Source organism: Dyadobacter sp. CY347 (assembly GCF_021502655.1).
GTDB lineage: Bacteria > Bacteroidota > Bacteroidia > Cytophagales > Spirosomataceae > Dyadobacter.
Genome location: NZ_JAKFFT010000006.1, coordinates 150,282 through 164,429 on the forward strand (window position 1 = coordinate 150,282; position 14,148 = coordinate 164,429).

The following is a 14,148-nucleotide window of genomic DNA, read 5'->3' on the forward strand; positions in this document are numbered from 1 at the left end:
GTATTTTCGTTTAAGAACAATTGAAACCATAACTAAATCAGAAAGATGAAAGGTCTTAGAAAACTGTCTCTTCTCGTTGCCATCGTGACCATGACATTTGCAGTTACCATTGCGGCAGAGGGAAATAAAGCTGACGGAAATAAAAAAGAAGAAAAAGCGCCGGAAAAAGGCATCCAGTTTACCGAAGCAAAATGGGCTGAAATCCTGAAAAAAGCCAAAGCTGAAAACAAAATCATATTTTTTGATGCTTACACCACCTGGTGCGGGCCTTGCAAAATGATGCAAAAGAATGTTTTCACACGTGAGGACGTAGCAGCTGTTTACAATAAGAATTTTATCAATGTAAAATTTGATATGGAAAGTGGCGAAGGCTTGAAGCTTGCCAGCAAATATCCATTGGAGGCATATCCAACATTGTTTTTCATTAATGCAAAAGGTAAAGTGGTTAAGCAGGTGATCGGCTATCAGACGCCTGAAAAAATGCTTGATCTTGCCAAATCACTTCAAAAGAAAGCACCCAGCGCAATCTAAGCTGAGTAAAACGATATAAACAAAAGACCCCGGAGGATTTCCTTCGGGGTCTTTCGTTTTTATGCGGACAGTCAATGTTATTCGTAATAATTTGGAACGCGGTGTCCGCTGCTTTCCAGAAGCCTGTCTTTCTTGAAGAGCAGGACGTCGGCTGTTACCATATCATTGACCAATGCTTTCAGGTCATATTTCGGTTTCCAACCTAATTTCGTCATCGATTTCGTAGGGTCACCGATCAAAAGTTCAACTTCCGTAGGGCGGAAATATCTTGGATCAACGGCTACAACTTCTTTGCCTGTTTCTACCTGGAAGTCAGGATTGTTACATTTAGTCACCTTCGCGATCTCGTCAGCGCCTTCGCCAGTGAATTCAAGCTCGATGCCTACTTCTGCAAAAGCCATTCTTACGAAATCACGGATGCGCGTTGTAATTCCGGTTGCAATTACAAAATCTTCCGCCACTTCCTGCTGAAGGATAAGCCACATGGCTTCCACGAAGTCTTTCGCATGGCCCCAGTCGCGTTGCGCGTCCAGGTTACCCAGGTAAACTTTATCCTGCAATCCCAAAGCGATCCGTGCCACTGCGCGGGTAATTTTGCGGGTTACGAAAGTTTCGCCCCTTAATGGTGATTCGTGGTTGAACAGAATGCCATTTACAGCAAACATGTCGTACGCTTCGCGGTAATTCACCGTGATCCAGTAACCATACAGCTTGGCAACTGCATAAGGCGAGCGCGGGTAGAATGGTGTCGTTTCAGACTGAGGAACCTGCTGCACCAGGCCGTAAAGCTCTGATGTAGAAGCCTGATAAATCTTTGTTTTTTTGGTCAAACCCAAAAGACGCACTGCTTCCAGGATACGCAATGTTCCAATTCCGTCTACATTGGCTGTATACTCAGGCTCTTCAAAGCTCACCTGCACGTGGGACATGGCCCCAAGGTTGTATATTTCGTCAGGCTGTACTTCCTGAATGATGCGGATAATGTTGGTAGAATCGCTCAGATCGCCATAATGCAGCTTAAATCTGATGTTTTTTTCGTGCGGATCCTCGTAAATATGGTCAATCCGCTGCGTGTTAAATAATGAACTGCGACGCTTGATCCCGTGCACTTCATATCCTTTGCTCAAAAGAAGCTCAGCCAGATAAGCACCATCCTGTCCGGTAATCCCGGTAATTAAGGCTATTTTCATTATCAATTAGTATGTATATGTGGATAAAATAATATCCGGTTTAAAAAGTGAAAACATTAAAATCCTAGTTGCTTTCGGCAGTAGGGTTGATCATCAGGCTTCGTTTGATATCCACGCGGTCAGACAAGATCACTGCGGAAGAATAGCGTTCCCTGATCAGTTCCAGATATTGCTCCGCGTCTGCCCGATACATGAAGTCGCCGACTTTCACACGATAAGTTGGCTGTGTGTAGGAAACATAGGGAATAAGGTCTGGAAAAGCCTGATACACATAACTTTTAGCGTCATCCGCTTCCTGCCTTACATTACCCACATACATCTGAATCCGAAAGCCGTTCACGTAACGAATGGCCTTATTATGCTTGGCAAGCGTGTCCAGGACTGTTTCCAGGCGTTTATTGACATACAAAGGTTTGTCCACATCCGGCTTTGGAGCTGTACTGGCTTTTGGTGTGCTTACCGGTGCTGCTTTTGGCGTAACCGACGGTTCAACATACTCGAAACGAGGCCTGACCGCTGACAAATCTTCCCTGTATTCCGAGCTGGAAGAGCTGACAACACTCTTTTTACTGCAACCTGAAAGGATGATAATGAAGAGCTGAAGCGCCCATAAAAAATTCTTTTTCAGCATCATATCCTTAGCCTTTATCACTGAGCCTGCAAACTTAATCAAAAATGGATGAATCACCATAACATGCTATTTTGAATGTAATAGCTAACTTTACCCGGGATTATTTATTAGTTCAATGCAAATTCAATCAAACTTTTCGCTTCGAAATTTCAATACTTTCGGTCTGGAATCAACGGCTTCCTACTTTGCCGAAGTCAGTTCTGTTGAAGAATTAACTGAAATTTTGCTCGATCCCGTATGGAAGCCAATGCCTAAATTTATTCTTGGCGGAGGAAGCAATGTGCTTTTCACGCAGAATGTCAATGCATTGGTGATCCATCCGGCGATTAAGGGAATGGATAAAATAAAAGAAGATCAGGACCATATCTGGCTGAAAGCCGGCGCCGGGGAAGGCTGGCATGACTTCGTGATGCATTGTGTCACCCACAATTTGGGTGGGGTGGAAAATCTGTCGCTTATCCCAGGCACAGTAGGAGCGGCGCCTATGCAAAATATTGGTGCATATGGTGTGGAAATTAAGGATGTGGTTGAATCGGTTGAAGCAGTTTCGGTGGAAACCGGTCTTAAAAGGGTTTTTTCAAAGGACGAATGCGCGTTTGGTTACCGCGAAAGTGTTTTCAAAAAGGCACTGAAAAATCAGTATGTGGTGACAGGGGTAACTTTTGTTTTGAACAAAAAGCCCGTGCTCAACATTGGATATGGTGATGTGCAGAAAACATTGCTGGAAATGAATGTATCAAATCCCACGATTCAGGATGTGAGCCAGGCAGTGATCGCCATTCGCCGCAGCAAACTCCCTGACCCCGCGAAGATCGGGAACGCAGGAAGCTTCTTTAAAAATCCTGAAATCCCTTCGGAACAATATCATGCGCTTAAAAATAACTTTCCTGAAATGCCGGGTTATCCGGTCGGCGAAACAATGGTAAAAGTGCCCGCTGGCTGGCTTATTGAACAGGCTGGCTGGAAAGGTTACCGCCAGGGAGACATAGGTGTGCACCAGAAACAAGCTTTGGTGCTGGTCAATTACGGGGGCGGAAATGGTAACGAAATCCGTGCGCTGGCCGGGACTATTCAGGATTCGGTTGAAGCGAAATACGGCATTCGCTTAACGCCGGAAGTTAACTTCGTTTAGGACAGGGAATTATCTTAAAATTGCTGATTCTCAATGCACCAGGACCAATTTACGGGTGCTGATTTTATCACCATAATAAACCCTGAGAATGTACTGTCCGCTGCTGAATTCATTCACATTGAATGTTGCCCAATCCTTATTTTCATAGGACACATTTTTGACCTTCTTGCCATTAACTGTATATAATTCCACCAGGCGAATTGCTGATTTGCTGGAGACGATATTGATGAAGTCGGTAACAGGGTTGGGGTACACATAAATGCTCAATTCATGCACGGGCTCCTCGCCCAGTACAACGTCAATATCCTCGCCTTGCTTGGTGATCGTTGTGGATGCCAGTTTCGATTCGGACTGATCTGTGTAACCTCTGATCCGGTATATATAAGGAATCCCTTTTTTCGCCGACGGATCGGCATATTCGAGTTGATTTGCGGGGAAATGCAAAATTTCATGCGCAGCAAGCGTATCATTGGCTTCGATCCTTTCCAGCAAGTATCCGGTTGCGTTCGCTAACTTATTCCAGCTTAGCACTATTGCATTATCTTTTTCGGCAGAAGCAAGGGTTATGGTGCCCAGATTTGTATACGGGAATATTTTGTTATGATGAAAAGCAAAGGCGCGCAATCCTTTTGTATTTTTCAAAAATGGCCCAATGTACACCCAGGCAGCGCTCAGTAACCCTGAATAATGGTATTTTGAAGGCAAATATTTGATCGTAGAGTCATTGCCCACCTCTTTCAGCTTAACAATGATCTTATTAGCCTCAGCCCGGCCCGAAGCGAGTTTTTTCCATTCGGCATTCAGATAGAAAAAATCTTTGACTGAAAAAACCGAAGTGGGTTCCAGGCTTCCCTCAATGTTCACGGCTACGGTGTCTTTGGGATAAACCATTTGCTGATAATCTTCAAAGACCATTGTTATCTCATCCTTTTCGGGCGTGGAATAGAATGCTTTTTGTAAGCTGGGAGAAGAAATTTTCTCTTTCTCGCCATAGTGATTATACCCCGCTAAATCAGCCAGGTCCCTGCCCAGTTGCAGATAACCCTCCAATCCATAATGAAATCCGTTCCATCCTTCGGCGCCTAATGCTGCATATGACTGGATAATGGGATATTTCCGGTCTAATGTTCGTTGCTGCTCACGCACCACACCGATCCGGTCGTCATAAGCACCGCCGCCAAAAAGGGGAAGCTGGAAAACGTAGATCTTTTCAACCATCGGATAATCTTCCTTCCACATTTGCACCAGCTTGTCGAATCGTGGCGCCCAGGTCAGCGGATCATTGGAAGACGATTCCGTTTCGCCCTGCCAGAAAAATATTGCTCTCAATGAGGGCAGTAAGCCAGTGGTTTTGGCAGCATTGAGCAGATAGCCGTAAAAACTGGATCTATCCGTCAAATCAAGCAGGGATGCACCGGCAGCAGCGCCATTGAGAATGCAGGTAGGAACCTGGTATCTTTCGGCGATGACCCTTTGAAATTCTATTCCAAATATACCTACTCGCTGCCCGATGGCATTGGCGAGCCCCCATTCAGCTGCGCCTCCGGAAGATCCGTATGTTCTCGCAAATTCGTTCCGGTAAGTATAATCCACTTCCCAGGCCACTGCATTGGACTGTCCGTAAATGAGGTAAAAATCGCCCGCCACAACGTTGTCACTTTTCGAGATAAGGGTGGAATCAGACTTGGATTTACAGGCATAAACCTCATAACCATACTCTGCAAGCTCGGCCTTGATCCTGAATGTGAAGTTGAAAGGAGCCTGTGAGCCGTTGTATTCGAGGTTTTTTCGCTGGTAAGCATGTTTGACTTTGTTCCTGGATTGCACCACAGAAATGTAAGCATATCCACCTGCCTGAACCCTTCCTAGAAACTCCACATCAGCCATTCCCGTGCTGTCCCTTGCAAACAGCTGCATATTGGCAGGGGATTTATCAAGGATTGCAATGCCTGACTGCTGTGCATAAGCAGGGCAAATAAGCGACCCGATCAATGATATGAAAACCTGTAGTATATATTTTTTCATGCAATATGGAAGGTGCTGATATAAAGATTTGCTTTACCGCAAGGACAAAGCCCCCCGCGTAATTACGAAGAAATGACGAAAAAGGATTACAATAATTATTCTCCGACCCATTTGTGTTTCCTAGCGGGCCAAACCGTATCTCAAAATACAGTAAAGCGCCCGGAACCCGTCTTTCCAATTGATTTTTTTTCCTTCCTCGTAAGTCCGGCCGTAGTAGGAAACACCAACTTCGTAGATGCGTATTTTGGGGATTTTAGAGATTTTTGCCGTTACCTCAGGCTCAAAACCAAAGCGGTTTTCTTTCAGATCGAGTCCTTTGAGCAGGTCGGCGCGGAAGAGTTTATAGCATGTTTCCATATCTGTCAAATTCAGATTGGTACACATGTTACTCAGAAAGGTCAGGAATCTGTTGCCTATTGTATGCCAGAAAAAGAGGATCCTGTGCGGTTTTCCACCCATAAACCTTGATCCGTAAACAACGTCCGCATAACCGTTTAGAACCGGTTTCAGAAGGATATTGAATTCTTCGGGATCATATTCAAGATCGGCATCCTGAACAATAATGTAGTCACCGCTGGCTTTACGGATGCCCGTATGCAATGCTGCCCCTTTTCCCTGGTTGTACTCGTGGCGAAAGTAACTGACTTCCAAAGATGGGTTTTCGGTAATGAACCTCCGGGCTACACTTTCGGTATTATCCGCTGAACAATCGTTTACAATTACAATCTCTTTCTGAAATCCGCCTAGCAATTCGACGGCTTTGAGCTTTTCCAGCACTTTCCAAATCGTTTTTTCTTCATTGTAAGCGGGAACGATAACTGATAGCTTCATCAGAGTAAATTGTATAGAATGTAAGGACCGTTCAGCGAGTAAAGTGAAATGCTATTTAATCAAAGCACAAAGAAGCCGCGCCGAGCAGACCTGCATCGTTTGCCAATGTGGCTCTCTTTATGATAATTGTTTTAAGATAATAAGGCGTCAACCAATATTCAAACCGCTCGTTGATAGCAGGCAGAATGTATTCAAATGAGGCAGAAATCCCGCCGCCGATCAGAATTGTTGTAATATCCAGGATCCGGATCATTGAAACCAGCCCTTCGCCCAGCAGGTAACCCATTTCCTGGAACACTTGCTTGGCAAGCTCGTCGCCTTTGGAAGCAGCAGCCACAAGTCCGGTTGTTGAAATCGTTCCGTCGGATGGAAGCTGTGTCTGGCCTGTATAATTGGCACGCATGGTGATTGCGAGGTCCAGAAGCTCTTTTTTACCAATGTTCCTTTCCAAAACCTTGCCGTTTTTAGAAGGGACGTGGCCTGGCTCCATGGCATTTCCGCCGCCGCCTTTGAAAACTTTCTTGTCAATGATGGCCGCACCGCCGATGCCTGTGCCCAGCGTTACAAAAATGTAATCCTCGGGAAGCTTGTCTTCGCCAAAGTAATATTCGCCCAATGCAGCAGCATTAGCGTCATTTTCAAGATAAAAATCGTGTTCAGGAAATCTGGCTTTTAAATCGGGGACAATGGCGATTCCGTCAATTTCTGGAATGGCTGTGATCTCAATTAAAGTGGTCCTGTCGCGGGTCGTCAGCCCCGGAACGCCGATTCCTACTCTTTTAACCTCGGGATATTCAACAAGCTGGAGCGCTATTGCATCACCTAAACGTTCGATAAAATGCCCTGAACTGCGCCAGCTGGCGGTATCGTGACTGTAAAAATTTGAAATTCTTCCATCCGTAGCGTCAACGATCCCCATTTTTACGTTAGTACCGCCCACGTCTATACCGAGGTATTGTTCCATGAAATGAAATATGGGTTTAATAAATAATTTTAAAAATGCGGCAATTTAGTAAAATTGCTCTATTGTACATCAATCAATCTAAATCTCCCAGTTGCGGCCTGATCAATATCTCTTCCATAACCGCTCTCGGGGATAATGTATACGCAGCCCAGATCGTGTCTGCAATGTCTTTGGACTCCATAAGCCGGTCTTCCGGCAGCCCTGAGCCTTTCCAGCTGTCGGTATAGGTCGCTCCTGGCAAAACCGCGGTGACTTTAACAGAATGTGGCTTCATTTCTTCGCGCAACACCTTGGTCATGCCGTATAGCGCAAATTTCGAAATGCAATAAGAACCGCCATTGGGATATGCCATAATACTGGCCGTGGAGCACATGGTAAAAATGTGTCCCTGCTGCTTTTCAACCATTCCCGGAAGGATTGCGCGGGTTAAATGATAGGCACTGTAAAGATTGGTCTCCATTGTCTTTTCCAATGTGCCCTCCGTTTCATTATGGATCTGGCCTGGAATAAATGTTCCGGTGTTATTGATGAGGACCGTTACAAACTGGGTTTTTGAGATAATGAAATTAATGAATGCATGAAGGTCATCTTTCAAGGACAAGTCTGCGGCCTGGCAATACAATTGAACATTGCTGAACCGGTCACTCATTTCCTTTTCAAGAGTTTGCAGGTCGTTAGCGTTTCTTGCACAGGTGATTACATCAAACCCTTCGCCCAAAAACCGCTCTATGCATGCTTTCCCGATCCCTTTCGTCCCTCCGGTGATAACCGCTAATGGATTCATTTTTCTGATTGCTTCTTTTTTTGCCTAATTTTCCCGAAAATATTGAATACAATTAAGATATCATGTCAGTCATCGGGAAATACTTCATTTTTTTAGGAACACTATTCGGAAAGGGTGAAAAACTATCGGTATACTGGCGGCGGCTCATGGAAGAATGTGTAGGGATCGGGGTGAGCTCAATATTCATTGTTGCCATCGTTTCCACATTTATCGGGGCGGTTTCCTGTATCCAAACGGCCTACAACCTCGTTAGCCCGATCATTCCCATTTCAACTGTTGCGTTGATCGTCCGGGATATGGAAATTCTTGAACTCGCGCCTACGATCACGTGCATTGTACTCGCAGGAAAAGTCGGTTCCAACATTGCCAGCGAGCTGGGTACAATGCGCATTACCGAGCAAATTGACGCGCTGGAAGTAATGGGGATCAATTCATCGTCCTATCTCGTTCTGCCCAAAGTAGTGGCTGCTATGCTGACTTTTCCAATGCTGGTTATTTTTTCAGCGTTTCTGGGCATCCTGGGCGGTTATCTGGCGGGTACATTAACCGGCGTCATTACCGAGCGGGATTATTTATACGGGATCAGGGATTCGTTTGTGCCCTACAACATTTTTTTTATGTGTGTAAAACCGTTTGTTTTTGGCTTCCTGATCGCAACAATATCTTCTTTCAAAGGATTTTTTACAACAGGCGGTGCGTTGGAAGTAGGGAAGTCGAGCACAGAAGCCGTGACCAACAGCTGTATTTCAATCCTGGTAGCGGATTATCTTTTAGCCCAGCTTTTATTGTAAAAGCACAAAAAGCCATGAATTAAGAATAACTGAATCTGCAAATGATTGAAGTAAGCAATATTGCCAAAGCATTTAATGGCAAGGAGGTTTTAAAAGGCATTAGTGCATCTTTCAAAAAAGGGGAAACCAATCTTATCATCGGCGGCAGCGGAACAGGAAAAAGTGTTTTGCTGAAATGCATGATCGGACTGGTGAAGCCCGATCAGGGCAATGTGCTTTACAATGGCCGCGACTTTTATCATTGTGATAAAGAAACGCAGCAGTCCATCCGGCGGGAAATGGGCGTTCTGTTTCAGGGTGGGGCACTTTTTGATTCCAAAACAGTGGAAGAAAATGTGCGGTTCCCGCTGGATATGCTCACCGACCAATCTGTTCAGGAAAAGCAGGAGCGGGTTGCATTTTGTTTGCAGCGCGTTGGGCTGGAAGCAGCGGCTAAAAGAATGCCGTCCGAAATCAGCGGCGGGATGAAAAAGCGCGTCGGAATCGCCAGGGCCATTGTCATGAATCCGATGTATCTCTTCTGCGACGAACCCAACTCCGGGCTGGACCCGCTTACTTCCGTCAAAATTGATGAGTTAATCAAAGAAATTACCGAAGAATTTCAGATCACGACGATCATTATCACGCATGACATGAACTCCGTCATGGAGATCGGGCAGAACATTATGTTCCTTTACGAGGGCTCTAAACTCTGGGAAGGGGTTAATTCCGAGATCATCCGAACAGATGTCCCTGAATTAAAAGAATTTCTGTTTTCCAATAAGCTCCTCCGGGAAATGGAAAAATAGGCCCCTAACGCTTGTTCAAAAAAGGAATATTCTTCCGTTCAATTAAAAATACAACCCCGGCAAAGATCGCCAGCACGAGCATATGCACGGGAACTGCAATGTATAGATTTGGGATTTTAATGAATGCGGATGCAGCAATCACCAGCCCGCCAATGCCAATGTAACCCACCGCAGAAACCACATCATACGGAACGCGATAATACTTTTGACCAAAATAATAACACAATGCGACCATGATAAAAGATGAGGTCGCAAATGCAATGGCAAAACCCAGATAGCCGATCCGCGGGACCAGAATGAAGCTGGTTGCAATGGTTATGGCCGCGCCCATCAATGTCAGCCATGTTCCGTATTCTGTTTTATCTGTAAGCTTGAACCACGTAGCGAGGTTGTAATAAACGCCCAGGAACAGATAGCCAGCCAGTAACCAGGGCACCACCGGCAATCCTTCGTGATAGATCTTTTGTTTCAAAAACAACTCCGCCAGCAGATCGAGGTTCAGGCAAATTCCTACCCACATGAGCACGCAGATGATGATAAAGTATTTGGTAACCTTGGCAAACACGGGCGGCGCATTCTTGTCTTCACCTCTGGAAAAGAAAAACGGCTCGGCAGCGTATTTAAATGATTGAATCGCCAGATTCATGAAAATCGACAGCTTATAACATTGCACGTAAATCCCGATGGCTTGTTTGGACGTCCGGCCGGGATAAAAGTTTTCAGGCAGTAAAAACTGGATGAATGCCCTGTCAAAAAGCATATTGAGCACGCCGCCCGCATTCATGATCATGATGGGGTAGGCGTAGATCCACACGGGCCGGAAAAGTGTTTTATTGAATACAAATTTAAAATCCGCAAATTCTTTTCTCAACATCCAGAAAAACAGCAGATTAGCAACCAAATTGGCAGTAACAATGTAGTCCGGCGCGCGCAGAGGATCGTAAATGGCATCAACCGCCGGTTGCAGGAAAAGCAGATATTTCCCTGCATGGATATCGCGGCACAGGATCAGGAAAAACAGGTTTAAAAAGATATTGATCCCAATATTGGTCACGCGCAGGATCACGAATTTCTTTCCTTTGCCTTCCAGACGCAAACGTGCAAACGGAATCGAAACAATGCCGTCGATCGCCATGATCACCGCGAACATTCTGACGAGCGAAACACTTTCCGGATATTTAATAAAATCGGCAGCGTAGTCGGCAAAGATGAAGAGCAGGCCGGAGAAAAATACGCTGATGATGATAACTGCGCTGAGAATCAGGTTATAATAAGCCTTACGGTCCGTCTCCTGACGCGCAAAACGGAAAAAAGCCGTCTCCATTCCGAAAGTATAGAGCACCATGGCCAGGCCCGCATAGGCATAGAGCTGGCCCTGGGCGGCAATTTGTTCCGGTTCAAATAATTTGGTGTGTAAGGCAACCAGCAGGTAATTCAAAAACCGCCCCAGCATGGTGCTGATGCCGTAAATAGCGGTTTCACTGGCTAATTTTTTTAAAACGCTCATTGCATGTTAACCTGCGGCAAGTCTTTGCAGGGAACCGCAAATATAGGACAAGGAGTGTACAATATTTCAAATGAAATAGCTGCACACTCCCTGAGAAGCTTTTGATTCAAGCCTGAAAATCTTTTTGTGGGTTAATTCCGGATGTCTGTAATAATCCGTTCGATCACTCTTTCAATGCGTTTCCAGCCTTCGTCGGAATGCAGGTCAACGTCGATCATTTTTTCGCGGTAATCCGTGGAAATGGTCATGAAGTAAATGCCTGCCGAAAGAAACGATACAAGCGCACTGGTGTCGCTGTAATTAGGCAGGTTGCCGATTTTGTCCAGGATACGGGTTGCAACCTGGTTACGTGCATCGGAAAGCATGGATTTACCCGTCCCGATTTCCCAGCGTAAAAGATCGCGCGTGGCCTTTCTTTCACGAAGGTCGTTCATAAACGTGTGCATCAGGCTGGTAAGCGCTTTACTGCGTTCTTCGGGTGCAAGCGTGGGAATGTTGTCAATGTATTCGGTTGCGGTGGTGGAAGTGTATTCGCCTGACTTTACGTATTGCTCCATCAATCCATCAACACTTTCAAAATATCGGTAGATCAGAACCTTGTTGACGCCCGCTGTGCGCGCAATAAGGTTGACGCCTACTTTTTCTGTTCCGTGCTGTTCGATGACTTCGCCTACTGCTTTGAGGATCTTACTTTTTGTCCGCTCTCGGTCGCGCTTTTTAACTTTCTCAATTTTCATGTGGGTGCCGTTTAGGTTAATAACATAGTAAATTTAATATTTCATATGTAAATATTATACCGTCAAAATATTATAAGTCACCATTTTTGAAAATTCGTAGCTTACAGGGGCGTTTATCGATAAAATCGGCCAATTCATAGATAATAATGGCCAGTTCGTCGAGTAATTTGTACAGATTCTTAAAAAGGAAGGAGCCGGAAGGGCACAAAAAAAGAGCTCACCGAAATGAGCTCTTTAACTTTACTGTTGGCCGACAAGGACTCGAACCCTGAATAAGACAACCAAAATGTCCTGTGTTACCATTACACCATCGGCCAAAACCGTAAACAGTGGTGCAAAAGTAATGCGGCTAATTCATGTTGTCAAGCTTTTGTAGAAAAAAATTAAATGCTTTTTATTTCAACACCCGATGCGATTTTCTTCACAAGGCCTTGAAGCACCTTTCCTGGGCCGCATTCGATAAATATTTCCGCGCCGTCATTTACCATCTGCTCAATGGATTGCGTCCATCTAACGGGAGCGGTAAGCTGTGAAATGAGGTTCTCTTTGATTACATTAACTTCGGTTGCGGGCATTGCATTTACATTCTGATAAATCGCACAAATAGGCGCTTCAAATTCTGCGGCGTGAATGGCTGATGCCAGTTCTTCGCGTGCCGGCTCCATTAAAGGCGAATGAAATGCGCCGCCAACGGGCAAAATCAATGCTCTTTTGGCTCCCGCAGCCTTCAAAAGCTCACAGGCCTTCTCAACGCCTTCGAAAGTGCCTGAGATCACGACCTGGCCGGGACAGTTGTAATTGGCGGGAACAACGATTTCGTCCGTAATGCCTGCACAAACTTCTTCGATAATGTTATCTGCTAATCCCAGGATCGCTGCCATGGTCGACGGACGGATTTCGCAGGCTTTTTGCATGGCGTCCGCCCGTTTTGCAACCAGTTTTAACCCATCTTCAAAGGATAATGCGCCTGCGGCAACCAATGCCGAAAATTCTCCGAGTGAATGACCAGCCACCATATTGGGCGAGAAATCAGGGCTGATCTTTGCCATGATTACGGAATGTATGAAAATGGCGGGCTGCGTCACATTCGTTTGTTTCAGCTCTTCGTCGGTGCCTTCGAACATGATTTTTGTGATATCAAAACCAAGGATGCTGTTGGCCTGATCAAACATTGTTTTTGCAGAATCTGACGATTGATATAGGTCAAGTCCCATTCCTTTGAACTGAGAACCCTGTCCCGGGAAGATGTATGCACTTTTCATAATGATCGTTTCGTTTGGGGATTTGATAAAAAAAGCCCGATCATTCCGACCGGGCTACAAAGGAAATACTTCGATGTCAAAGAAAAAAGACGTGCCTATCTGATGATCTGCACCCAGCCTTTGAGCGTGGTAGGCGTGCTTTCTCTTTTTGAAGATTCGAAGAAGATGGTTACTTCATAATAATATTGCCCGGCAGCCAGGTCTTTTCCACCATTGGTTTTACCGTTCCAGTTGATGTTGACGTCCTTGGTCGTAAACACCTGCGCGCCCCATCTGTTGAATGCTTTGAATTCAAGTGACTGCACAAAAGCAGGACATTCGTAAGGTTCAAAAACATCGTTTTTGCCGTCAGCATTTGGCGTAAACACATTGGGCAGCACATACATTGGGCAATTGTCTTTGCAAACAATGTTGCTAGGGGCGCTTTCCGCGCCAAACCTGTTCACAGCCGTTACATAATAGCATCCTGCAAAAGAAGTCAGTCCTTCGTGCGCAAATGTGGTTGCCAGCGGCGATGGCGGCGTGGTTACGGTCGCGATCAATGTAGGCGCGTCACCTTCATAGCGGGCATAGTAAATGCGGTATGCCGAAACATTGGGGTCGCATTCTTTTCCGTCCACGGATTGCGGGTAAGTCCATGAAAGATGATTGGTCAGGCCCGTTGGTCCGCAGAAAGCTTCGGGATGTGCCTGCAAAGAATCGCAGTTCAGCACGTCAATAACCAGGACTGGCGGACAAGGCTTGGTCGTGTCGGATGATGAAATACACAGGATCTGTGAAAAATTGTATAGCAAAGCAGGTTTGATCTGCCTGTTGTTATAGGAACCCACTGTTTCTACTTTGTAACAATAAGTCGAATCGCTGACAATGGTTGTGTTTACCGTGCCATCTGCGGCATATTTGTCCGAGCCATCATCTGTAAAAGTAAATGTCTGCGGGCCTTGCACGGTCACATCGGCAATGCGGTTGAATGTT

Annotated in this window: 14 protein-coding genes and 1 tRNA gene; 4 read left to right on the forward strand and 11 right to left on the reverse strand. The window is 45.5% G+C overall.

Annotated features, from left to right (window positions below; all coding sequences use genetic code 11):
* Window positions 1-45 precede the first annotated feature (45 nt).
* Complete coding sequence (locus L0659_RS15650) at window positions 46-531, forward strand: thioredoxin fold domain-containing protein (protein ID WP_235127389.1); 486 nt, start codon at window positions 46-48, stop codon at window positions 529-531.
* A 77-nt stretch (window positions 532-608) separates the two neighbouring features.
* Here the strand turns inward: L0659_RS15650 and gmd are convergent, their stop codons facing one another.
* On the reverse strand, window positions 609-1,721 hold the full coding sequence (gmd, locus tag L0659_RS15655) for a GDP-mannose 4,6-dehydratase (protein ID WP_235127394.1): 1,113 nt from the start codon (window positions 1,719-1,721) through the stop codon (window positions 609-611).
* Window positions 1,722-1,785: 64 nt separating this feature from the next.
* Window positions 1,786-2,412 (reverse strand): SPOR domain-containing protein, encoded by a 627-nt coding sequence (locus L0659_RS15660; RefSeq protein WP_235127396.1) that lies wholly within the window; start codon window positions 2,410-2,412, stop codon window positions 1,786-1,788.
* Between the two features lie 55 nt (window positions 2,413-2,467).
* On the opposite strand from L0659_RS15660, the gene murB reads away from it, so the two are divergent.
* Complete coding sequence (murB, locus tag L0659_RS15665; RefSeq protein WP_235127405.1) at window positions 2,468-3,484, forward strand: UDP-N-acetylmuramate dehydrogenase; 1,017 nt, start codon at window positions 2,468-2,470, stop codon at window positions 3,482-3,484.
* A 30-nt stretch (window positions 3,485-3,514) separates the two neighbouring features.
* Here the strand turns inward: murB and L0659_RS15670 are convergent, their stop codons facing one another.
* The 4 genes from L0659_RS15670 to L0659_RS15685 all read right to left on the reverse strand — a co-directional run bounded on the left by L0659_RS15670 (window position 3,515) and on the right by L0659_RS15685 (window position 8,088).
* Window positions 3,515-5,509 (reverse strand): T9SS type A sorting domain-containing protein, encoded by a 1,995-nt coding sequence (locus tag L0659_RS15670; protein ID WP_235127406.1) that lies wholly within the window; start codon window positions 5,507-5,509, stop codon window positions 3,515-3,517.
* Window positions 5,510-5,629: 120 nt separating this feature from the next.
* Window positions 5,630-6,340 (reverse strand): glycosyltransferase family 2 protein, encoded by a 711-nt coding sequence (locus L0659_RS15675; protein WP_235127407.1) that lies wholly within the window; start codon window positions 6,338-6,340, stop codon window positions 5,630-5,632.
* A 55-nt stretch (window positions 6,341-6,395) separates the two neighbouring features.
* Window positions 6,396-7,304 carry an ROK family protein gene (locus tag L0659_RS15680; RefSeq protein WP_235127408.1) on the reverse strand — a complete coding sequence of 303 codons (909 nt, stop codon included), beginning with the start codon at window positions 7,302-7,304 and terminating at the stop codon, window positions 6,396-6,398.
* Window positions 7,305-7,377: 73 nt separating this feature from the next.
* The gene (locus tag L0659_RS15685; protein WP_235127409.1) at window positions 7,378-8,088 is read right to left on the reverse strand and encodes an SDR family oxidoreductase; all 711 of its coding nucleotides are present in this window, start codon (window positions 8,086-8,088) and stop codon (window positions 7,378-7,380) included.
* Window positions 8,089-8,150: 62 nt separating this feature from the next.
* Here L0659_RS15685 and L0659_RS15690 point away from each other — a divergent pair, with 62 nt between their 5' ends.
* Together L0659_RS15690 and L0659_RS15695 are read left to right on the forward strand one after the other, a co-directional pair.
* Entirely contained in the window at window positions 8,151-8,879 is a 729-nt protein-coding gene (locus L0659_RS15690; RefSeq protein WP_235127411.1) for an ABC transporter permease, read from the forward strand.
* Window positions 8,880-8,920: 41 nt separating this feature from the next.
* Window positions 8,921-9,667, forward strand: a complete 747-nt coding sequence (locus tag L0659_RS15695) for an ABC transporter ATP-binding protein (protein WP_235127415.1) — start codon at window positions 8,921-8,923, stop codon at window positions 9,665-9,667.
* A 4-nt stretch (window positions 9,668-9,671) separates the two neighbouring features.
* Here the strand turns inward: L0659_RS15695 and L0659_RS15700 are convergent, their stop codons facing one another.
* The 5 genes from L0659_RS15700 to L0659_RS15720 all read right to left on the reverse strand — a co-directional run.
* The gene (locus L0659_RS15700) at window positions 9,672-11,174 is read right to left on the reverse strand and encodes a lipopolysaccharide biosynthesis protein (RefSeq protein WP_235127417.1); all 1,503 of its coding nucleotides are present in this window, start codon (window positions 11,172-11,174) and stop codon (window positions 9,672-9,674) included.
* Window positions 11,175-11,305: 131 nt separating this feature from the next.
* On the reverse strand, window positions 11,306-11,911 hold the full coding sequence (locus tag L0659_RS15705) for a TetR/AcrR family transcriptional regulator (protein WP_235127420.1): 606 nt from the start codon (window positions 11,909-11,911) through the stop codon (window positions 11,306-11,308).
* A gap of 246 nt (window positions 11,912-12,157) precedes the next feature.
* Window positions 12,158-12,228, reverse strand: a tRNA-Gln gene (locus tag L0659_RS15710).
* A 66-nt stretch (window positions 12,229-12,294) separates the two neighbouring features.
* Window positions 12,295-13,173: an ACP S-malonyltransferase gene (gene fabD / locus L0659_RS15715; protein WP_235127423.1), complete on the reverse strand. Its 879-nt coding sequence runs from the start codon at window positions 13,171-13,173 to the stop codon at window positions 12,295-12,297.
* A gap of 95 nt (window positions 13,174-13,268) precedes the next feature.
* On the reverse strand, window positions 13,269-14,148 hold an 880-nt coding region (locus L0659_RS15720), incomplete at its 5' end, for a gliding motility-associated C-terminal domain-containing protein (RefSeq protein ID WP_235127426.1).